The organism is Sphaerospermopsis sp. FACHB-1194 (genome assembly GCF_014696235.1).
Taxonomy (GTDB): domain Bacteria; phylum Cyanobacteriota; class Cyanobacteriia; order Cyanobacteriales; family Nostocaceae; genus Sphaerospermopsis; species Sphaerospermopsis kisseleviana.
The window spans coordinates 56,529-77,147 of sequence record NZ_JACJPU010000007.1 but is presented as its reverse complement, the minus strand read 5'-3'; the positions used below and the strand labels follow the sequence as shown (position 1 = coordinate 77,147).

Below are 20,619 nucleotides of genomic sequence, written 5' to 3'. Positions count from 1 at the left end.
GGGACTGGGGACTGGGGACTGGGGACTGGTGACTGGGGACTGGTGACTGGGGACTGGGGACTGGGGACTGGGGACTGGGGACTGGTGACTGGGGACTGGTGACTGGTGACTGGTGACTGGGGACTGGGGACTGGTGACTGGGGACTGGGGACTGGTGACTGGGGACTGGTGACTGGGGACTGGTGACTGGTGACTGGTGACTGGTGACTGGGGACTGGGGACTGGGGACTGGGGACTGGGGACTGGGGACTGGTGACTGGTGACTGGTGACTGGGGACTGGGGAAGAAAATTTTAGATTTTAGATTTTAGATTTTAGATTGGAGATCACAAAAACAATCCAAAATCCAAAATCCAAAATCCAAAATAAAAAACTCCTGCCTTCTGCCTCCTGCCTCCTGCCTCCTACCTCCTACCTAAAACCGCAGATAATACATTAATTGAGCGATCGCCTCACCTGACAGTCCTAACCGTTGCTGAAAATCAACCAAGTTACGGTAATAACCAGCAGTGAGGCGATTTTGCACTACCGCTTCAGCTAGAGACAAATCTATCAATGGAATTTTCGCCAGACTCTCTACCGTTGCGGTATTGGGATTTACTTGCGTAGTATTAGCGAGAGATCCATCATCATAGTAGCTAAAATTTAACAGTGGTTTCAGTGGTTCTAGCCTTTGTACAGGAACACTCAAAGCCGCTGCTATATCTTCAATACAATAAAATTTAACACCTGAACGTGATAGTTCTACGAGCGATCGCCCTTGATGAATAGATAACCCTGGCAAACGTAACCAATCATCTACAGTCGCTTGATTAGCATCAATACGCATCCCCAGTTGTACGGCCATCTGAATTTCTGCCCCAGATTGTAGACGATAATAGGGATCATTGAGCAGTTTAGCTCGGAGTTTTTGTAATTTGAGATTTAAAGGTAGCCAGTTTATCATGGTATTGTAAAACTTCGCCGAATTTATAGACAAATATTAATTACATCAAGAAATCTGGTCTAACATCTGACGGCGCTTTTGCTCAAATTCATACTCAGAAATTAAGCCATCTTGGCGCAAAGCATCTAACTCACGTAAGGCATTAGCTACCGATTCTACTTGATTACTGACCTGTGGTGAAACTTTAACTGCCGACTTCCCAAAATTAAAGTTTCGGTCAAAAGCTTCTTCATCTTGCGCTAAATACCAAACCCCTTCTATAGCACTAGCTACTTTGGGAATTGGTGTCCAAGATAACAATACATACAAAATTCCCCATAATGGCTGTCCCAAGTAAAATTTATGTAAACCTGAAATTGTTAGTGTGCCAGAAAAAGCTAAAATAGCAGCAATGCTTCTACTCTTCCGTTTCGTTAATATCATCCTTCTCAAGCTCCAACTACTAAAATTATAAAAATCAGACATCTATAATAGTAAATTACTAAATTCCTGGAATCAATTGATCAAGTTATCTGTGAGGGTCCAGAAGTATGGTTACGCATCATCAATCCCTTGATTTTTTTCAGATTTATTCAACAACCCCTAATTAGCGATCGCTCTCCCGTTGGAGTCATCCCAGAAAATCGCATTGCTACCGAAATTACCTAACTCACACTCACAGGTTTTTTACTGTAATATTCATTTTCTGCATACACACTAATTACAGTATCACCAACTACGAAAAATGTCCCTTCTTGCTCAGATTTAGAAAACTGCAAATCAGGATATTTACTACTAATTTCATCCGCAGTCATCGCTTGAGTGTTCATGTCATCAGGTAACAAACCCGTCGCACCAATATAAAATACTAAAGGTGAAATTTTCTCTCGATAAACTTTTTCTGTGTAACTCTCTAACTTCTGTTTTGCTGTTGTCATCGCATCGATAATTTCCTGTTTATCCACAGGTGTACCTGCGTGTTTTGCTTGTAGTAATAAAGCCAAAATTCCAGCACCAACCAAGTTTAAAATTTCTGCAAATTTACCCGTTGTTTCTATTCCCAGAAAATCATCAAAAACAGCTTTCATTAAATCATCTGCTTTTGTAAATTTATTCCTAGAAGCAACAGCTTTACTACGAAAAGCAATATTTTCCTGAAAAGCTAATTCAAAAGTTGGTTTCTTGAAAATTTCCCCAGTTTCTGAATCATAAACTTCATATCTTTTATCAAGAAATTGATTAGCAGAAGACAATTTATTAAAATTCACAATTTCTAAACTGCCAATATCAATCTTATAACTCACCCTTGAATCTACACTACCATCAGATAAAGCTGCTTTCAAATCTGTATATTCGTTAGTGGTGGGAAAATTCAGATACAGACTTTTAGAAAGATAATGTTTTTTCAATTCTTCAATTTGTGCAGGAATAAATACATCTGACTCTTCCCGTAAATGAGCAGATAAAATACTCATTAAAGTTTTAATTTCTGCCAGTTGAGTAAATAAACCTTCCACACTGCTATAATTACCTTCAAAACTGACTAAAGGTAAATCTGCTAATTGCAAAGTATATTCTTTTTGAAAATCAAATTCCTCCCTATCAATAACCCCTACCGCTTGCAATTCATCAAATGCTTTTTTACTGCTAATTTTCACTTTTAAAGTCTTAACATTAATTTCTCCATCACTGACAATGGTATAATTATTAAAAGTCGTTAAATCATTTAATAACACACCTGCAACTTCAGTAATGGGGGTTTTATCTTCCGCTTTTACCAGCTTCACTTTTTGCGTAAGCATCATATTAATAGTTGCGGTATTGCGGTTAATATCAAAAGTTCCCATCTGCACATAATCACCTGGTTCAATATATTCTATTTCTAACCAAGGTTTGATTAATTCTCCATTTTCTCCCGTTGTACCATTAACCCGCTTAATACCCTTTCTTTGATAAGTTTCTTTCAGATGTTTGAGGTTAATAATGATATGTTGATGATGTTTTGATAAAATATCAATCAATGCCAAAACGGAAATTTTATCATTAACTTTGACATAATCTAAAATTTCATGTTCAGCTAAAACATGAGGATAAAAAATGGCAATTTCTAAATCTTTGGTAAAATCAGCAATGTCTTCATTAGTTAAAGCTTTTGCGTGTCTTGCGGTTAAGGTTGCATTGAAGGTACTCGCAAGCGCGTATTTCGCAGTATTCAAATTTCCATCAGCTAAATTTGCTTTGGCAAAAATATAAACAGATGGATCATTTTGTGCCACCAGAACATCTGTTAATTGTTCATAAGCTGCTTTGGTAATTTGCTTATATTTATAGATGTAAGCTTCGTCTTCTGGTTTTAAACCAAAAACTTTTAATGTTTGGTTTGTACCATTAATTTTTTCAGCAGTGGGAGAAAAGAAAACTTGATAACTGTAGTCACTAGCTAAGGTTTCTTCTATGACTATTCCCGTCGCTTCTTTTAACACATTTACAGTGTTATAAAGAGCATCATAAACTTCCTTAATATTCCCAGCTTGGATACAAACACCAGAAACAGAATTAGCGATTTTAGCGAGGAATTTAAAATCAGAAGAGCAAGAATAAGCAATGGTGTTAACAAAAACTTCCTTGTTTTTCAAATCATTACAAATTCCCTCTATTGCCTTAGATTCAGAATTAAAACTGCTATCATTAGCATAGCCGTCACTGTGTAAAGTAATTGCAGTTAATTCATCAGGATGAATCAATTCATTAGCTAATTTCAAAGATTGAGAAATACAAGTTAAATAAGTAGCACGAATAGCTTTGATATCAGCAATGTAATCTGAATCTGGCTGCATTACCTCCTGAATCGGTACACGCTGAAAATGACAGGTTAAGTCACCTTTAGAAGAGTAGGAAATTAGCGTTACCACTAATTCTGAGTTGCTGTATTCATCCAGTGTCAAAAGTTTGATTAATGTTTCTTTTAAAGCCTCAATATCATAATACATTGAACCGGAACGATCAACAATCATGATACTATGAGCAATCATTTTTTTAGGAATTGCATCTGGCTTAATTTCCAGTTTTACCTTTTCAGTTAAATAAAAAGCTTTTTCCTTACCCGCGAGATTATAAACAGCAAACTTGGTTTTTTGACTTGTCATAATTTTGCCGATGGTAATTTTACAAGGAATATTGTCCAGGATCAATCAATTTATACCTGATTGGGGTGATGTTATAATATGTTGTAAAGAATCTAATTAGAGATGTTTTGATTGTTTCTATATCATATATAGTACATAAATACTATAAAAATGTCAAGGTCAGGGTAAAAATCTTTATATTTCTTAATTTAAAAACAAGATCCCCGATTTCTTTGATAAATGATGATTATTTACCCAAGATGAAATTAAGAAGTCGGGGATCTGTCACTATGAATAATATAAAATCCTATAAACGTCTTTCCCACTGCTGCGGATCACGCTTCACATGAAAACAACCAATAATCGAAATATTGTCATCTATAATCACATAAAGTAATCCATAAGGAAACTTACGAATTAACTTTCTCCTCACTTCTTGATGAATAATTGGATAAGCAAAAGGATTTCTTTGAATTGCAGAAAAACTAGCATCAACCACACGAATAAATTCAGAACCTAATCCAGATATTTGCTGTTCATACCAATTGAAAGCATCCTCTAAATCAAGTTCTGCTTCTGGTGTAATCAAAATTTTATAAGTCATATTTCAATAAACAATGAATTACTAACGATTAAATCTTTTTTTAACTTCCTCCCATGTTGATACTTGATGAGTATTTTGATAATAGAGTTCTAAACGTCTTTCTAATTCTTGTTTTTGAGTATCACTAATAGTTAGATCATTAGACTCTATGGTGATACTATCCCAAATATCTTGTACTAATTGGATTCTTTCAGCAATACTTAATTGCAAAATGTTTTGAGGAAGTAAATTTTCCATATTTTTCGCCATTTGAAAAAAAATATCTCTTATTTTAGCATACCATGAAATGTACATAAATACTATAAAAATATCAATGTAAGGGTAAAAATCTTTATATTTCTTAATTTTTGCTTGTCAGCAAAGTGAGAAATGTTTTACTAAATATCTCAAATGTAATGATGCTAACTAAAACTGCATTTAGATACCCGACTTCTTTGATAAATTAACATTCTTTACCAAATATTCAATTAGGAAGTCGGGTATCTTTCGTTTGTGTTATAATAAAAATCCGACATAATGAACCTGCCAGAAAACTATAGCAGTGACAAACAAAACCATGAAAAATAAAGAATTTTATGTAGTAATTGAAAGAGATGAAGATGGTATGTATATTGGTGAAGTGCCTCAACTGAAAGCCTGTTATAGTCAAGGAGAAACCATTGATGAATTGATCACTAATATTAAAGAAGTAATTAAAATGTGTTTAGAGGAATTAGGAGAAGAGTCAATAACAGAATTTATAGGAGTAAGCAAAGTAGTTTTATCATCACTAAATTACCAGCAATTACAGGAGAAGAATTAATTACCGCATTACAAAAAATAGGTTTTTATATAGTGAGACAAAAAGGTAGTCATGTCAGAATGAAACATCAAGATGATCGAGTTGTTTCTATTCCTTGTCATAGTGGTAAAACCATTGGTAAAGGTCTATTATTAAAAATAATGCGAGATGCAGATTTAACAAAAGATGAACTAATCGAACTTTTAGACTGACACCTAATTAAAGTATCTGCGTTTAATTTTGCCAATCCTAATTTATTCAGTACAAACAAACTACCCAAATATCAAGTTAAGATCAAGAAGACTTTACACTTCTTAACTCTGAGGGATATGGCACGAGATTTACGGGGATTTATTAAAATTCTGGAAGAAAGAGGACAATTAAAGCGAATTTCGGCTTTAGTAGACTCTGAACTAGAAATTGCGGAAATTTCTAACCGAATGCTGCAAAAAGGTGGTCCAGGTTTAATCTTTGAAAATGTCAAAGGTGCATCTTTCCCCGTTGCAGTGAATTTGATGGGGACGGTGGAAAGGATATGCTGGGCTATGAATATGGAAAAACCAGAGGAGTTGGAAACTTTGGGGAGGAAGTTAAGTATGCTTCAGCAACCCAAACCCCCGAAAAAGATTTCTCAAGCGATAGATTTTGGTAAAGTGCTGTTTGATGTTGTCAAAGCGAAACCGGGAAGGGATTTTTTCCCCGCTTGTCAACAGGTGGTTGTGGAAGGTGATGATTTAGATTTAACTAAGTTACCTTTAATACGTCCTTATCCGGGAGATGCCGGAAAGATAATTACACTGGGATTGGTAATTACCAAGGATTGTGAAACAGGTACGCCAAATGTAGGTGTGTATCGTCTGCAACTGCAATCTAGTAATACTATGACCGTACACTGGTTATCGGTGCGGGGGGGTGCGAGACATTTACGCAAAGCGGCGGAACGTGGTAAAAAATTAGAAGTGGCGATCGCCCTTGGAGTCGATCCTTTAATCATTATGGCAGCAGCCACACCCATTCCCGTAGATTTATCAGAATGGTTATTTGCGGGACTTTATGGCGGTTCTGGGGTACAATTAGCCAAGTGTAAAACAGTAGATTTAGAAGTACCCGCAGATTCAGAATTTGTTTTAGAAGGAACTATCACCCCAGGGGAAGTTTTACCCGACGGTCCCTTTGGCGATCACATGGGATATTATGGCGGTGTGGAAGATTCGCCTTTAGTGCGGTTTCAGTGTATGACACACCGCAAAGACCCGATTTATCTTACCACCTTTAGCGGTCGTCCACCCAAAGAAGAAGCAATGATGGCGATCGCCCTTAACCGCATCTATACCCCAATTTTACGGCAACAAGTATCAGAAATAGTTGACTTCTTCCTGCCAATGGAAGCATTAAGTTACAAAGCAGCAATTATTTCTATTGATAAAGCATACCCTGGACAAGCAAGACGAGCAGCTTTAGCTTTTTGGAGTGCCTTACCCCAATTCACATATACTAAATTTGTGATAGTTGTGGATAAAGATATCAACATTCGTGATCCGCGTCAAGTTGTCTGGGCAATTAGTTCTAAAGTTGACCCAACCAGGGATGTATTTATATTACCAAATACCCCCTTTGACACCTTAGATTTTGCGAGTGAAAAACTTGGTTTAGGGGGGAGAATGGGCATAGATGCAACCACCAAAATTCCCCCAGAAACAGAACATGAATGGGGCGCACCTTTAGAATCTGATCCTGATATTGCCGCAATGGTAGAAAGACGCTGGGCAGAATACGGATTAGCAGATTTAAAACTAGGAGAAGTTGACCCCAATTTGTTTGGTTACGATATGAGATAGCTGACTGGGGACAGAAGGCAGGAGGCAGGAGGCAGGAGGCAGGGGAAGATGAATAACCCCAATGCCCAATGCCCAATGCCCAATGCCCTACATCCTTCTGGATATCATCCTTGCATCCCAGGTATAGAAACCAATTTGGTTAGGAACTCTAGAAAATCTACCTGTGCGATGACCTCTAGATAATTCATTGAGAACCTTATTTTTTACCTCTCTCATGTCCCGATCATCAAGTTCTCCATAGATACCATTAATGACTTCATTCACACCAAAAACCCGCCCTCTATGTTCACCTAAAAAAGATGTCAAAGCATCAATTAAAAATTGACCCTCATATTTTTTGAGCATGGGAATATCATTGGAGTGTGTTACAGCCACAGGCTTTTTTCTTCTACTTTTACTACGAGTAGATGAGCCATTATGATGATTGGGATCTAACAAACTTAAAGCCAGAGTATAACAACCAGGTTCGTTAGGAATAGCCGACCAATAACCCCTTTCTCTACCTTGAGTCAGAGAAGATTGAACCCTACCTTTGACGATTTTAAAGATAGTAGATTCTAACTCACCATAGAGCGATCGCACAATAAAATCTATATGGCATACAGTACCAGCATATTCATGCAATAAAATTCTCAAAGCTTCCATCCGAGTCAGAGATTGATATTCAGGAAGCATGGGAATTTCCGCCCCCTTCGTAAAATGTTCATAACTATCCAAAGAGGTATTTCTCGCATGAGAAACTGCTGCTTTTGTAGACGCAGCACTTGAACCATTTGTTTTCCATTCTTGAGAGTGAGAAGGTTCTGACTCTACAGACTCCAACAAGTCTAAATCAGACTGATGATCTGATGCCAAAAACAAACGGGAACCTTGTGGATCACCAGTTGCTAATTCTGAAACTTCATGTTCATCAGGACAGGACCAAGGAGACAACAAAGCTTCCACATGATCCAATTGCGATCGCGCTTCAATAAATAGCCGTTGGTACTCTTGTGCCAGACCAGCATAATAGTCTCGTAATTCCAACAATGGTCTAATAAATACCTCTGAAGGAGGTTGTAATTGTTCTTGGGTGTTCATATTACTTCAATTATTCTAATTCAATGTCACTTTTGTAATTCATCGCATGAGGCTTCAGTTTTCTAGGATCATGAGCAGATTTTTTCGGAGGTTGAGGAGGACGGCAACTTTCACAATATAAAGGTCTAGGTCCAAAGGTTTCCCGTTTTGTCGCTTGATTACATTCTTTACAAACAAAATGAAAAACACGAGTGTGAATCTGTCTTTTATGCGCTCTAACAGTATATTCTCTCACATCAATGATCTTGGTAGCCATAATTTAAGAATTGCCCAGTTCTGTACTCTTAATATAGCTATTCAAGCAAACAAAACAATTTCAGTGTGTGTTTTACTGCAAGTTTTATTCAAATCCTTAAAATAAAGTCAAATAGGATAAACATTTGTATAGTTAAGAATAAACAGCAAAGCCATCTCAACTTCTGAGATTTTGCCGCTAATCTCCCCTTTCCTGAAGATGACATTTGATATTTAATTTAAATCTTTCTATTTGTTCATCTCTATCTACTGATCATCTGGATAACTTTGCATAAATTTGATAGTCAAACCATCCTCCTCATGGATGAAATCACCTAATGAATTTGTTCATCTGTTGTAATTTATGATTCATTATTTAGGGCTTGCTGAATAAATGTGAAAATATTACAAGTAAAGGGTCTTAGCCTGCTGGAAGTTAAAAAAGTGCAAGACTTTACGAGGTGGGATCTCAAAAACCTTGCATTTAATTTCTACACAAAGGAAAAATCGCTCTCATCGAACTCTTCAAACTGTTCCCTGTCTCCACGACAAGACTTTTTCAGCAAACCCTATTTATTTTGTTTGAGAAATAGATCCCTGACTTGTGGTCGGGGATCTCCTTGATCTTCTGACTCCTGACTCCTTGATATCCTATGATTGGGACTCCACAAAATCAGCATCAATCACATCTTCACCCCGACCACCTTGTGCTTCTCGACTGCTTCCATCAGGACTTACATCTGGTCTTCCCGCTTGGGCATAAACCGCACTACCAATTTGCATCAAAGTTTGCTGTAATTCACTGCTAAGAGACTTGATCCGATCAAAATTATCTTGATTGATAGCTTCCCGCAAATCTTTGACTAACTCATCAACTCGACTTCTATCACCAGCACTGACTTTATCACCCAAGTCTCTGAGTTCTTTTTCAGCTTGATAAACTAAAGAATCAGCTAAATTCTTAGTATCAATTTGTTCACGTCTTTTTCTATCTTCCTGTGCATGAGCTTCCGCATCCCGCACCATTTTTTCTACATCTCGTTTATCAAGAGTAGAAGCACCAGTAATAGAAATTGACTGCTGTTTATTAGTGGCTTTATCCTTAGCAGTCACGGAAAGAATACCATTAGCATCAATATCAAAGGTAACTTCAATTTGTGGTACACCTCTGGGTGCTGGAGGAATACCATCTAAACGGAAAGTACCCAAACTTTTATTATCTTTTGCTAACTCTCTTTCACCTTGTAAAACGTGAATTTCCACATTACTTTGACCATCAGCCGCAGTAGAGAAAATTTCTGATTTCTTCACAGGAATAGTTGTATTACGGCCAATGATTTTAGTCATCACACCGCCCAGAGTTTCCACGCCTAAAGATAAAGGAGTGACATCAAGCAGTAAAATATCTTTAACTTCACCTGATAAAACACCCGCTTGAATAGCAGCACCTACCGCTACAACTTCATCAGGATTCACACCTTGACAGGGGTCTTTTCCTGTTATTCTTCTCACTAATTCTTGCACAGCGGGAATACGAGTAGAACCACCAACTAAAACAATTTCATCAAGTTGGGCATTTGTCAGTTTTGCGTCTTGCAATGCTTGTTGTACTGGTTTACGACAACGATCTAAAAGATCCGCCGTCATCTCCTCAAACTTAGCCCTTGTTAATGTCATATCCAAATGTTTAGGACCTGCTTGGGTAGCCGTAATAAAGGGCAAATTGATATTAGTTTGAGTGGCGCTAGAAAGTTCAATTTTTGCCTTTTCTGCTGCTTCCGTTAATCTTTGTAATGCCTGTTTATCTTTCCTTAAATCAATACCTTCATTAGTTTGAAATTCATGTGCTAACCAATCAACAATCTTTTTATCAAAGTCATCACCACCTAAATGAGTATCCCCACTGGTAGATTTAACTTCAAACACACCATCCCCAACTTCCAAAATAGAAACATCAAAAGTACCGCCACCAAGGTCAAATACTAAAATAGTTTCATTTTGTTTTTTATCCAAACCATAAGCCAATGCTGCTGCTGTTGGTTCATTGATAATGCGGAGAACTTCTAAACCAGCAATTTTACCTGCATCTTTAGTAGCTTGGCGTTGGGAATCATTAAAATAAGCAGGAACAGTAATTACTGCTTGAGTAACTTTTTCTCCTAAATATTTACTAGCATCATCAACTAACTTTCTCAGAACTTGGGCAGAAATTTCTTCTGGTGCAAATTGTTTATTAACTGCGGGACAACTGAGTTTTACATTACCATTACTATCACGCAGTGTCCTATAGGAAACTTCCGTTGCTTCATGGGTAATTTCTTCATGTTTGCGACCAATGAACCTTTTCACAGAATAAAAAGTATTTTCTGGGTTCATTACCGCTTGTCGTCTAGCAATTTGACCTACCAAACGTTCACCAGTTTTAGTGTAAGCTACCACAGAAGGAGTGATGCGTTGACCTTCAGAATTAGCTATTACTAAAGGTTGCCCACCTTCCATCACAGCAACACAAGAATTAGTAGTTCCTAAATCAATTCCTACTACCTTTGCCATATCTTCCCCCTGGACTTGAGTAGAAGTTTTGAAGTCAGCAATCAGCTATCAGCAGTCAGCTTTTAATAGAAAGTTTCAACATTTCATTTAGGGACTTCCAAGAAATAAATTATCCAATCTTGTGGGATGGGCTTCTAGCCCGTCCGAGTGTAAGGGCAGGCTGTCCGGCCTATCCCACAAGAATTAATTGAATATTTTTTTATTTGGAAGTCCCTTTCTCAGGCTAGAAATAGTCTGACGGCTGATAGCTAATAGCTTAAAAATTAACCGAGATTAACTTTGAAAGCTTTTTGTTTTTCTGGTTCTGTTTTCGGCAAGTTCAACCGCAAAATACCATCTTTATATTCAGCCTGAACTTGTTCATGTTGCACAGTAGAAGGCAATGGAATTACTCGTTGGAATTTACCATAACGAAATTCGGAACGAGTGTAACCTTCTCTTTCAGTTGTTGTTTCAGATTTCCTTTCACCAGTAATAGAAACAGCTTCAGGAGTTACTTCAACATTCACATCTTTGGCTTCTAAACCAGGTAGTTCTAATTTCAATTTATAGGCATCATCAGTTTCTTCGAGTTCAGCAGCAGGGATAAAAGTTAACCCTCCCCTTTCACCTCCATCACCTGGTATCATTCTTTCAAACAAACGATTCATCCGCCTTTGTAAAGTATCAATTTCGCGGAAAGGGTCCCAACGTTCAAGTTCGCGGAAAGGTTCTAAGCGTTCAAGATCGCGGATAGGGTCCCAACGAACTAATGCCATAACTATCTCCTATACAATGCTGTATTTGGCTTGCGGAGGCTTAATTTTCAGCTTCACATATGGCAAACAATACTCGTATATTTTTTAAATTTTTTATTGCGTGAAGCTTTATCTTTTGCTTCCTAATTCAACAATAACACCAAGATTTAAATTTAGTAGGTTCGGTTTTATAGCTATAGAAATCGCAATAGCCGTACCTGCTACATTGTTTCACACTTTGTTACAAGTATGGCTATAAAAAATGCACCTTATGTTAGTTGTAAATATCTCAACATTACCCTCAGTTATCAATGGACAATGGACAATTGATAATTGATAATTAATTGTTTAATTCCAGCTTTAAAACCTCTCTTTCCCAGGGAAAAAGCCAAAAATGCCGCTTTTTTAAGCCTCTTCCTTTAAGGAAGAGGTAATTGTCCATTATTGAAGGCTATGCAGCAGTCAAACTTTTATCAAAAAAACAAAAAATAAAAATCCCTCTTAGGTAGAGTTATAAAGTAAAAAAAATATATTCATTCTAACTTATGAGATATATTGAGATATATATTGTAGTAAAACTTTTTCATGTTCACGAATAAAAAAGTGATCACCAGAAAACTTATGTAAAGAAAAAGCTGCTGTCGTCTGTTCTTGCCATGCTTCTAATTCATAATCAGTACATGCGGGATCTTGCAGTCCACCAAAAACACTAATGGGAAAATCAAAAGGTGGTTGATGGGTGTAAACATAAGTTTCTAAAACTGTAAAATCAGCCCGGAGAATAGGCAGAAAAATTTGGATCAGTTCTTCATTTCCTATGACACCATCAGGAGTACCATTAAAATTGCAAATTGCTTGCCAAAATTCATCATCTGGTAAATTGTAAATTTTTCTTTTTGTGGGTGTAACTTGGGGAGCATTGCGAGCAGAAACAAATAAATGTAATGGTGTTAAATTATAATCTGAGCGCAGTAAACGAGCTAATTCAAAACCAACGAGTCCACCCATACTATGTCCAAAAATAGCAAAGGGTTTATCTAAAAACGGGATGAGATTTTTCGCTATTTCTTCAACTAAAGGCTGCATTTTTGTGTAGGGAGGAAATTTCATTTGTTTTCCCCTACCAGGAATTTCTATAGGACAGACTTCAATGGTTGGGGGTAAATGACTAGGCCAGGTACGAAATATCATGGCGCTACCTCCTGCGTAGGGTAAGCAAAATAGGCGCATTTTTGCTTGGGGGTTGGGTTGGGGAAAGGTTGTTGTTCCCATTTTCCTGTATTTTTATTTTTCTCGGTTTTAGGATATCAGGAAAGGGATGTTTTTTCTCACGCAGAGGCGCAGAGGCGCTAAGGAGGAGGAAAAATACACAAAAATATAATTTTATGTAGGGGTAATTCATGAATTATCCCTACATGAATAAAACTTCTTAAAAATCAACCCCCCGCTTCAATTCCACACCTTGATTAGCGTAATGTTTATGACAATAAACCTCAGAATGAATACTTGCTAAATCAAAGTATGCAGGTTGATTTTGACAACGACCAGTAATAATAACTTCCGTGTCTTTTGGTTTACGCAGCAAAGCCTGTACAATTGGTTCAACAGGGAGTAATTCTAAATCAACGGTGGGATTAAGTTCATCGAGGATGATAGTTTTATACACACCAGAAGCGATCGCTGTTTTGGCAATTTCCCAACCTCTTTCCGCTTCTACATAATCTAATTCTTGCCGAGAATTACGCCACACGATCGCATCCCTTCCACAGCGTAAATGATCCACTACTTCAGGATAAGACTGCTGCAAAGCGGCGATCGCTGCATCTTCAGTATATCCACTACCACCCTTCAACCACTGCATAATTAATACACGGGTAGAACCAGGATGATTAATCCCCCTACCTATTGCCTGTAAAGCCTTGCCTAAAGCACTAGTAGATTTACCTTTGCCAGCGCCAGTATAAATTTCTATACCTTCAATCAATAATTCTTTGGCTGTGGGGTGGTGTTGGGGTTTCATTTCCGAGTGCAGATCGGCAATATCCAGTAATTGTTGCGGTGCTGCCCGACCTGTGGTAATAATTTCTAATTCCTGGGGTTTAGATTTTAAAGTGTTTACCACCTCATCCACAGGAAGCAAACCCAAATCTAAAACAGGGTTAATTTCATCTAAAACCACAACAGAATATAAACCAGAGGCGATCGCACCTTTAGCTACATCCCAACCCCGTGCTGCTTCTGCGCGATCAAAAGGGGTAATTTCATCATGGCCGAAATATTCCGCTCTACCAGTGCGAACCTGATCAATTAAATGGGGAAAACCACGCTGCAAAGCGGCGATCGCTCCATCCTCATCATAATCACGTTCTGGACCCTTTAAAAACCGCAACAGTAACACACGATCAAAGTTACTCTCAGCATTGATACCTAGCCCAATAGAGCGCAGAACCACCCCTAAAGCTGCTTGGGACTTACCTTTACCCACACCATCATAAACATGAATTTGACCCGTGAGGCGTTCAGAACGCGCTTGTGCTGTGCGAATACCGATGCCATTTCTTGTCATTTTTGGAAAACTTTAGAAAAGCTGTAACGTGGCTGTTTCTGATCTTACCGAACCTCAGGACGTATTACCAACTAATTCACCAACAGTCAGCAGTCAGTAGTCAAAACCTAAAACCCACGTAGATAAATTTTGTCTGTGTAGCCACGACTTCCACTCCCTGGCACAATTAGAGAAAAAATGCTCAGAAAAATGAGATAATTTCCCCCATCATCCGTATAATCTCAGTTATACTTTCATGGTATATCAAGAAATTGATTCATTCAATGTTATACTCAATCCTACGTTTTTAAACGTGGTTTCCTCCTGCCTTCTGCCTCCTATCTCCTGCGTCCTGAAAAATCTCAAACTTTATCATTTATAGAAGCTTTATGTCAGACGAATTAACATTACCGAGAATTTTACCCCTTGGGGCAATTTTGTTTGAAACTTTATTTTTACTAATTGCCATTCCCCTAGAAGGGTACTTTCTCAATAGATCACTCAAATTTGACAAAAAAACCAGCATTTTTTACGCCATAGCTATGAACGTTTTTTCCAGTGTCATTGGCTGGAATGTATTTTTTATGGTCGAACCAATATTAGCTGTAGGTATCAAGTCAGAATTGATTAGTTATATATTTTTTAATACCTTTAAAAGCGCCAGCATACAGAATTCTCTAATTCTCATTGGCTTTCTGGTTTTCTTTGGTACATTTTTAGTCAAGTTTGCATTGTTAAAACTGTTGATTATTACCTTAGATGAAGGGGGTAAAAAACAAGAAAGCACAGACACCACTCAGCGCCAAAAAATCCTTATTAGCGAAAGAATTAAATTACAAAATACCAGCTTAATTACTACTACTTTAATCGCCAATTCCTTGAGTTATACCGCTATTTCATTAATTTTAGTCATTCGTGGTTTTGTGATTAGGAATTAAATTGAGAAATTGAGAAACTAAGTGAAAACATCAGCCAGGTAAAAATAGCTAAAAATAGGTGCAAATATGAATTCATCATTGTTTAAAGAAGTAATACAGCTATTTAAATTTGTTCAAGATTTATTTTTGGGCATTCAAAAACTTGTCATGCCTCCCAAAGCTTTTTCTTGGCAGACATTTATCTATTTAAGCCTTTTCGCGTGGGTAAATTCATATTTTGCCACAGGACTAATCAAAGATATAATTGCCTTAACAGGTTGGGGATTTTTAATTGCAGGTACAGCTTGGTATACCACCGATGGTCCTGCAAGAGTTCCAGGAACTTTTATGCCAGTAGGTGCATTAATCACTGGGTTTTTAGTCAGTATATTTGCTTTTGGACATCAGGAAAATGTAGTTACACCTAGAACTATAGTTCTTTGTCCGACAATTGCAGCTATAATTACCGCCATCCCAGAATTTTTCTCAGGAACAGGTACATCAACAAAAGCTACCCTTCCCAAGTTAGAAGCACGCCAAAAAATCATTATTTTACTTGCTTGGTCGATGTTGATAAGTTGCTGGATTCAGTTTTACTTTGTTATAGATAAATGGTTAAAAGAATATCCCAGTTTATCCGCAGATAATTTTCAACGCAGCGCCTTTGTAATTAAACTAGAACCAAAATCAAAAAGACCAGAAAACGGTAATATGATTTTAAATAAAATTCAACCGCTAATAGAAGAACAAATATCCAGAAGAACTTGGTCAGAAGTAGAAAGATGGTTACTAGAAGCTAACCAACAAGTAGGCAATTTGGGTAAAAGAATGATTAACCAAAACCTCGGCGAATACGAAGAAAAAGGACTATGGAAAATAGAACCGCGTGTAGTCAATATCAAATCTGGTTATAGATTAGATATTCTGAGTATTTGGCAAGGACCAACTGCTAATGGTAGGGGATTTTATCTGCAAAAATCTTGTCAAATTCAGCCAGTATCAACTGTTAAAAGTCTAGAAAATAAAAATGCGGTAGCAGCAATTAAATGCGAACGCAACAGCAGATTTTTCCTTGGTTCACCACCACCACAACAGTAGATTTAGTTATCACTTACCAATTACCAATTACCAAAAAATATGAACGCAGTCAGAACATTTGTAATGGCAAAAAACGTATTTCAGGAAGTGATACGCGATCGCATCCTCTACATTATCGGTTTTTATGCAATTATCCTTGCTGTTGCTAACCGGGCAATTTTTGAATTTGCAGCTACAACCCAAGACAAAATCTTTTTAGATGTGGGTTTAGCAGTAATGAATATCATTGGTTTAATTGTTGCAGTCTTTATTGGCACAGGACTTGTCAACAAAGAAATTGAAAAACGGACTATTTTCATGTTAATTGCTAAACCTATCAGCCGCAGTGAATTTATCACCAGTAAATACTTAGGTTTATCAGGTGTGTTGGGTGTACTTCTAGCATCTATGACATTTATTTATTTGGTATTTTTGCAACTTGGTAAAATGTCCTATCCCCTACCCAGCATTCTTTTAGCCATACTTTTCTTATTTTTACAATTAACTTTAATTACGGCTGTAGCTGTCACATTAGGAGTTTTTACCAGTTCCTTAATAGCCACAGCTTTAACATTTGCCGTCTATTTAATGGGCAATATTACCAAAGATTTAGTCGCATTAGGTCGCCTCAGTGAAAACCCTGCGGTAGAAAGAATTACCCAAGGTTTATATCTCATACTCCCAGATTTATCTCGCTTAGATTTAAAAAATGATGCCGTTTATGGACTGCAAGCAATACCGGATACTATGACACTATTAAGTAATGCTGGTTATGGCTTACTTTACAGTTTCATGTTGTTGGCGATCGCCATTTTGATCTTCTTGAAAAAAGAGTTTTAAAGGTGATTGGTGATTGGTGACTGGTGATTGGTGATTGGTGACTGGTGATTGGTGATTGGTGATTGGTGATTGGGTAGTAATTGATAATCATGAATTATGAATCATCAATTATCAATTGTCAATTGTCAATTATCAATTATCTCCCCAGGTTTGTAACTGCAAATAAACTAACACCAAAGTCACCACTAATAACACAGTAGCAACTGCGGCGGCGTAACCAAAATCAAATTGACCAAAAGCTTCTTGATAAGTGTAATAAACTAACAAATTAGTAGAATTTAAAGGACCGCCTCCTGTAATCACATAAACAGGTTCAAAACTTCGTAATGTAAAAATTCCCGTGGTGACAGTCGCAAAGATTAAAGTAGGTCTTAATCCTGGTAAAGTAATATGCCAAAATTTCTGCCAACCATTTGCACCATCTAATTCTGCTGCTTCATAAAGACTGGGAGGAATAGCTTGCAACCCAGCCAAAAAAACCACCATATTAAACCCGATTTGTTTCCAAATACTAAATAAAATTATCACAGGCATTGCCCAAAAAGTATCACCTAACCAAGATATGGGTGCAACACCAAAAAAATCTAAAAATCCATTTACAGGACCAGTATTTTGAAACAACCAACGAAAACCTAAACCAGCCGCAACCAGTGAGATAATAGAAGGGAGAAAATAGGCACTTCGCAAAAGTCCCCGCAAAGCTAAAGAACGATCTAATAATACCGCTAATCCCAAAGGAATCACCAAACTGGGAATAAGACTACCAAAAGTAAAATAAACGGTATTAAACAGAACTTGCCAAAAATCAGAGTTTAGCAACAACCGCCAATAATTTTTAAAACCTACCCAATAAATACCAGATGAAGTAAAACTACCAGCAGTAAAACTGAGATAAAACAAATAGGCAATAGGCCAAATTATAAATAAACCTAACAAAATCAGTGCTGGAGTGAGAAAAACCCAAGCCGCAGCAGTATCATTATCTAGTAGTTCCGAAGGAGAAAAACGGGATGGTTTCATGATAATCTTAGACATTCACAGTATATTCATAATTTTATGAGAGTTTATGAGTCAATATTACCCCATTGATGGCACACCTAGTCTAGTTTCTCCTGATATTTCTCTGGAAAATTCACAACCTAGCAACGTTTTGAAACTGGGAGTAATGGCTTCAGGAAATGGTAGCAATTTTGAAGTAGTTGCCCAAGCTATCCAAGCAGGGAAACTCAACGCCCAAATTCAAGTTTTAATTTACAATAATCCCACAGCAAAAGCCGCAGAAAGGGCAGCAAATCACGGAGTAAAGGCTGTATTATTAAATCATCGTGACTATAAAAAGCGCGAAGATTTAGACAGAGAAATTGTCAAAACTTTTAATCAACATGATGTAGAATTAGTGATTATGGCTGGCTGGATGCGTTTGGTAACACAGGAATTAATTGACGCTTTTCCTGATAAAATTATTAATATTCATCCCAGCTTGTTACCGAGTTTCAAAGGTGTGCGGGCTGTAGAACAAGCATTAGAAACCGGAGTGAAAATAACTGGTTGTACTGTACATTTACTGCGTTTAGAAATGGATAGCGGACCAATTATCATGCAGGCCGCAGTCCCAGTATTACCAGATGATACAGCAGAAACCCTACACGCCAGAATCCAAATTCAGGAACACCGTGTTTTACCATTAGCTATAGCTTCCCTCGCTGACAGGTGACAGGTGACAGTTGACAGTTGACAGGTGACAGGTGACAGGGTGAATTATATTTTACCAATTACCAATTACCAATCACCAATCACCAATCACCAATCACCGCTATAAATGCTACAATCCTCTGTTAGAAATTTTTAGGATATCTCCATGCCCATTTTAACTAACCCCATAAAGTTTGGTACTGATGGCTGGCGGGGTGTTATCGGTGATGAATTTACCTTTGAACGCCTAGCTATAGTTGCCCCAGTCGCCGCTAAAGTATTATATAATACCTACTATTCCACAGTCAGTAGCCGTACCATCATTGTCGGTTACGATCGCCGTTTTATGGCAGAAAATTTTGCCCGTGTTGTCGCTGATGCTGTCAAATCCGTTGGTTTTGATGTCCTGTTTAGCGAAACCTACGCACCCACTCCCGCTTTTAGTTGGGCGGCAAAAGACCTCAATGCTTTAGGCGCTTTAGTCATCACCGCTAGTCATAATCCTGGCGCATATTTAGGTTTAAAAGTCAAGAGTGCTTTTGGTGGTTCTGTGCCTCCAGAAGTTACCAAAGAAATAGAAGCACTATTAACAGAAGCAGTACCAACCGCAACAACTCCGGGCAAAGAAGAGACATTTGATCCCTGGCCTAGTTATTGTCAAGCATTAGAAAAAAAAGTAAATATTGACAAAATTCGTCAACCAATATCATCAGGTAAATTAACATTATTTGCCGATGTCATGCACGGTGCGGCTGCTAGTGGTTTGGGTAGATTATTAGGTGAAAAAGTTAAAGAAATTAACAGCAACCGAGATCCTTTATTTGCAGGAGGTGCGCCCGAACCTTTACCAAAATATCTTTCCCTTTTATTTACAGAAATCAAAAATCATGGGGAAGAAAATAACAATAATAACTCAGGTTTAACAGTAGGTTTAGTATTTGATGGAGATTGCGATCGCATTGCCGCAGTAGATAAAAATGCTAATTTCCTCAGTTCGCAAATCTTAATTCCCATCTTAATAGATCACCTCAAAACCAGACGCAATTTTACAGGGGAAATCGTTAAAACCGTTAGCGGTTCTGATTTAATTCCCCGTGTTGCGAACTTATTGAATTTACCTGTATTTGAAACCGCCGTTGGTTATAAATACATTGCCGATAGAATGTTAGCCACAGAAGTATTATTAGGTGGTGAAGAATCAGGTGGTATTGGTTATGGTAGCCATATTCCTGAAAGAGATGCTTTACTATCAGCATTGTATGTATTAGAAGCAGTAGTAGAATCGGGTTTAGATTTAGGTGATTATTATCAACAATTGCAGAAAAGAACTAATTTTTCCTCAGCTTATGATCGGATAGATTTACCCTTAGCGAGTATGGAAGTAAGAGGAAAATTATTACAACAATTACAAACCCAACCTTTAACAGAAATAGCAGGTAAAAAAGTCATTGATTGTAATACAATAGATGGTTATAAATTCCGTCTTGCTGATCAAAGTTGGTTAATGATTAGGTTTAGTGGCACTGAACCAGTATTACGCCTTTATTGCGAAGCACCAACTTTAGAACAAGTCCATCAAACCCTAAATTGGGCTAAAACTTGGGCAGAATCAAATTAGGGGACTGGGGACTGGGGACTGGGGACTGGTGACTGGGAAGAATCAAGTCAAAAG

General features: G+C 37.6%; 21 protein-coding genes. 8 read left to right on the top strand and 13 right to left on the bottom strand.

What is annotated here, in order from left to right:
- Nucleotides 1–414 precede the first annotated feature (414 nt).
- The 5 genes from H6F45_RS06315 to H6F45_RS06295 all read right to left on the bottom strand — a co-directional run bounded on the left by H6F45_RS06315 (nucleotide 415) and on the right by H6F45_RS06295 (nucleotide 4,947).
- Nucleotides 415–945 (bottom strand): ComEA family DNA-binding protein, encoded by a 531-nt coding sequence (locus tag H6F45_RS06315; RefSeq protein ID WP_137666073.1) that lies wholly within the window; start codon nucleotides 943–945, stop codon nucleotides 415–417.
- Between the two features lie 45 nt (nucleotides 946–990).
- Nucleotides 991–1,365, bottom strand: coding sequence for an NINE protein (locus H6F45_RS06310; protein WP_096572842.1), 375 nt, complete (start codon nucleotides 1,363–1,365; stop codon nucleotides 991–993).
- A gap of 224 nt (nucleotides 1,366–1,589) precedes the next feature.
- Nucleotides 1,590–4,070, bottom strand: a complete 2,481-nt coding sequence (locus tag H6F45_RS06305; RefSeq protein WP_190346767.1) for a vWA domain-containing protein — start codon at nucleotides 4,068–4,070, stop codon at nucleotides 1,590–1,592.
- A gap of 286 nt (nucleotides 4,071–4,356) precedes the next feature.
- Entirely contained in the window at nucleotides 4,357–4,653 is a 297-nt protein-coding gene (locus H6F45_RS06300; protein ID WP_137666075.1) for a type II toxin-antitoxin system RelE/ParE family toxin, read from the bottom strand.
- 21 nt (nucleotides 4,654–4,674) lie between these two features.
- A complete protein-coding gene (locus tag H6F45_RS06295) occupies nucleotides 4,675–4,947 on the bottom strand; it encodes an addiction module protein (protein WP_347237712.1) in 273 nt (90 codons plus the stop codon).
- A 262-nt stretch (nucleotides 4,948–5,209) separates the two neighbouring features.
- On the opposite strand from H6F45_RS06295, the gene H6F45_RS06290 reads away from it, so the two are divergent.
- The 3 genes from H6F45_RS06290 (at nucleotide 5,210) to H6F45_RS06280 (ending at nucleotide 7,272) form a co-directional block, all read left to right on the top strand.
- Complete coding sequence (locus H6F45_RS06290) at nucleotides 5,210–5,455, top strand: type II toxin-antitoxin system HicB family antitoxin (RefSeq protein WP_137666076.1); 246 nt, start codon at nucleotides 5,210–5,212, stop codon at nucleotides 5,453–5,455.
- The gene (locus H6F45_RS27295) at nucleotides 5,353–5,646 is read left to right on the top strand and encodes a type II toxin-antitoxin system HicA family toxin (protein ID WP_347237711.1); all 294 of its coding nucleotides are present in this window, start codon (nucleotides 5,353–5,355) and stop codon (nucleotides 5,644–5,646) included. Before H6F45_RS06290 ends, H6F45_RS27295 begins: the two co-directional genes overlap by 103 nt.
- Before the next feature lie 117 nt (nucleotides 5,647–5,763).
- A complete protein-coding gene (locus H6F45_RS06280; RefSeq protein ID WP_190346766.1) occupies nucleotides 5,764–7,272 on the top strand; it encodes a UbiD family decarboxylase in 1,509 nt (502 codons plus the stop codon).
- 87 nt (nucleotides 7,273–7,359) lie between these two features.
- Here the strand turns inward: H6F45_RS06280 and H6F45_RS06275 are convergent, their stop codons facing one another.
- The 6 genes from H6F45_RS06275 to H6F45_RS06250 form a co-directional block, all read right to left on the bottom strand.
- Nucleotides 7,360–8,352, bottom strand: coding sequence for a hypothetical protein (locus H6F45_RS06275; RefSeq protein ID WP_096571857.1), 993 nt, complete (start codon nucleotides 8,350–8,352; stop codon nucleotides 7,360–7,362).
- Nucleotides 8,353–8,362: 10 nt separating this feature from the next.
- Complete coding sequence (locus tag H6F45_RS06270) at nucleotides 8,363–8,608, bottom strand: hypothetical protein (protein WP_096571856.1); 246 nt, start codon at nucleotides 8,606–8,608, stop codon at nucleotides 8,363–8,365.
- A gap of 629 nt (nucleotides 8,609–9,237) precedes the next feature.
- Nucleotides 9,238–11,139, bottom strand: coding sequence for a molecular chaperone DnaK (gene dnaK / locus H6F45_RS06265; protein WP_137666079.1), 1,902 nt, complete (start codon nucleotides 11,137–11,139; stop codon nucleotides 9,238–9,240).
- Nucleotides 11,140–11,402: 263 nt separating this feature from the next.
- On the bottom strand, nucleotides 11,403–11,897 hold the full coding sequence (locus tag H6F45_RS06260) for an Hsp20/alpha crystallin family protein (RefSeq protein WP_137666080.1): 495 nt from the start codon (nucleotides 11,895–11,897) through the stop codon (nucleotides 11,403–11,405).
- A gap of 522 nt (nucleotides 11,898–12,419) precedes the next feature.
- Nucleotides 12,420–13,148: a thioesterase II family protein gene (locus H6F45_RS06255; RefSeq protein WP_190346765.1), complete on the bottom strand. Its 729-nt coding sequence runs from the start codon at nucleotides 13,146–13,148 to the stop codon at nucleotides 12,420–12,422.
- Nucleotides 13,149–13,305: 157 nt separating this feature from the next.
- Entirely contained in the window at nucleotides 13,306–14,442 is a 1,137-nt protein-coding gene (locus H6F45_RS06250) for a cob(I)yrinic acid a,c-diamide adenosyltransferase (RefSeq protein WP_096571852.1), read from the bottom strand.
- Between the two features lie 368 nt (nucleotides 14,443–14,810).
- Between H6F45_RS06250 and fraC the strand changes: the two genes are divergently transcribed.
- From fraC to H6F45_RS06235, 3 genes are all read left to right on the top strand, one after another.
- On the top strand, nucleotides 14,811–15,359 hold the full coding sequence (gene fraC, locus H6F45_RS06245; RefSeq protein WP_190346764.1) for a filament integrity protein FraC: 549 nt from the start codon (nucleotides 14,811–14,813) through the stop codon (nucleotides 15,357–15,359).
- A 66-nt stretch (nucleotides 15,360–15,425) separates the two neighbouring features.
- Nucleotides 15,426–16,436, top strand: coding sequence for a septal junction protein FraD (gene fraD, locus H6F45_RS06240; RefSeq protein ID WP_096571850.1), 1,011 nt, complete (start codon nucleotides 15,426–15,428; stop codon nucleotides 16,434–16,436).
- Nucleotides 16,437–16,475: 39 nt separating this feature from the next.
- Entirely contained in the window at nucleotides 16,476–17,255 is a 780-nt protein-coding gene (locus tag H6F45_RS06235; protein ID WP_190346763.1) for an ABC transporter permease, read from the top strand.
- Here the strand turns inward: H6F45_RS06235 and H6F45_RS06230 are convergent.
- Both H6F45_RS06230 and H6F45_RS06225 read right to left on the bottom strand, forming a co-directional pair.
- Complete coding sequence (locus tag H6F45_RS06230; RefSeq protein WP_190346762.1) at nucleotides 17,206–17,346, bottom strand: hypothetical protein; 141 nt, start codon at nucleotides 17,344–17,346, stop codon at nucleotides 17,206–17,208. The two genes, H6F45_RS06235 and H6F45_RS06230, sit on opposite strands and share 50 nt — an antisense overlap.
- 41 nt (nucleotides 17,347–17,387) lie before the next feature.
- Nucleotides 17,388–18,275: a sugar ABC transporter permease gene (locus H6F45_RS06225; RefSeq protein ID WP_096571848.1), complete on the bottom strand. Its 888-nt coding sequence runs from the start codon at nucleotides 18,273–18,275 to the stop codon at nucleotides 17,388–17,390.
- 46 nt (nucleotides 18,276–18,321) lie between these two features.
- On the opposite strand from H6F45_RS06225, the gene purN reads away from it, so the two are divergent.
- Nucleotides 18,322–18,969: a phosphoribosylglycinamide formyltransferase gene (gene purN / locus H6F45_RS06220; protein ID WP_190346761.1), complete on the top strand. Its 648-nt coding sequence runs from the start codon at nucleotides 18,322–18,324 to the stop codon at nucleotides 18,967–18,969.
- A gap of 144 nt (nucleotides 18,970–19,113) precedes the next feature.
- Nucleotides 19,114–20,565: a phosphoglucomutase/phosphomannomutase family protein gene (locus tag H6F45_RS06215; RefSeq protein ID WP_190346760.1), complete on the top strand. Its 1,452-nt coding sequence runs from the start codon at nucleotides 19,114–19,116 to the stop codon at nucleotides 20,563–20,565.
- Nucleotides 20,566–20,619: the final 54 nt, after the last annotated feature.

Bases quoted from the DNA above. Each gene is read 5' to 3' on its own strand.
- H6F45_RS06315 (WP_137666073.1), bottom strand. From the start codon at position 945: ATGATAAACTGGCTACCTTTAAATCTCAAATTACAAAAACTCCGAGCT.
- H6F45_RS06305 (WP_190346767.1), bottom strand. From the start codon at position 4,070: ATGACAAGTCAAAAAACCAAGTTTGCTGTTTATAATCTCGCGGGTAAG.
- H6F45_RS06300 (WP_137666075.1), bottom strand. From the start codon at position 4,653: ATGACTTATAAAATTTTGATTACACCAGAAGCAGAACTTGATTTAGAG.
- H6F45_RS06295 (WP_347237712.1), bottom strand. From the start codon at position 4,947: ATGTACATTTCATGGTATGCTAAAATAAGAGATATTTTTTTTCAAATG.
- H6F45_RS06290 (WP_137666076.1), top strand. From the start codon at position 5,210: ATGAAAAATAAAGAATTTTATGTAGTAATTGAAAGAGATGAAGATGGT.
- H6F45_RS06280 (WP_190346766.1), top strand. From the start codon at position 5,764: ATGGCACGAGATTTACGGGGATTTATTAAAATTCTGGAAGAAAGAGGA.
- H6F45_RS06275 (WP_096571857.1), bottom strand. From the start codon at position 8,352: ATGAACACCCAAGAACAATTACAACCTCCTTCAGAGGTATTTATTAGA.
- H6F45_RS06270 (WP_096571856.1), bottom strand. From the start codon at position 8,608: ATGGCTACCAAGATCATTGATGTGAGAGAATATACTGTTAGAGCGCAT.
- dnaK (WP_137666079.1), bottom strand. From the start codon at position 11,139: ATGGCAAAGGTAGTAGGAATTGATTTAGGAACTACTAATTCTTGTGTT.
- H6F45_RS06260 (WP_137666080.1), bottom strand. From the start codon at position 11,897: ATGGCATTAGTTCGTTGGGACCCTATCCGCGATCTTGAACGCTTAGAA.
- H6F45_RS06255 (WP_190346765.1), bottom strand. From the start codon at position 13,148: ATGGGAACAACAACCTTTCCCCAACCCAACCCCCAAGCAAAAATGCGC.
- H6F45_RS06250 (WP_096571852.1), bottom strand. From the start codon at position 14,442: ATGACAAGAAATGGCATCGGTATTCGCACAGCACAAGCGCGTTCTGAA.
- fraC (WP_190346764.1), top strand. From the start codon at position 14,811: ATGTCAGACGAATTAACATTACCGAGAATTTTACCCCTTGGGGCAATT.
- fraD (WP_096571850.1), top strand. From the start codon at position 15,426: ATGAATTCATCATTGTTTAAAGAAGTAATACAGCTATTTAAATTTGTT.
- H6F45_RS06235 (WP_190346763.1), top strand. From the start codon at position 16,476: ATGAACGCAGTCAGAACATTTGTAATGGCAAAAAACGTATTTCAGGAA.
- H6F45_RS06230 (WP_190346762.1), bottom strand. From the start codon at position 17,346: ATGATTATCAATTACTACCCAATCACCAATCACCAATCACCAATCACC.
- H6F45_RS06225 (WP_096571848.1), bottom strand. From the start codon at position 18,275: ATGAAACCATCCCGTTTTTCTCCTTCGGAACTACTAGATAATGATACT.
- purN (WP_190346761.1), top strand. From the start codon at position 18,322: ATGAGTCAATATTACCCCATTGATGGCACACCTAGTCTAGTTTCTCCT.
- H6F45_RS06215 (WP_190346760.1), top strand. From the start codon at position 19,114: ATGCCCATTTTAACTAACCCCATAAAGTTTGGTACTGATGGCTGGCGG.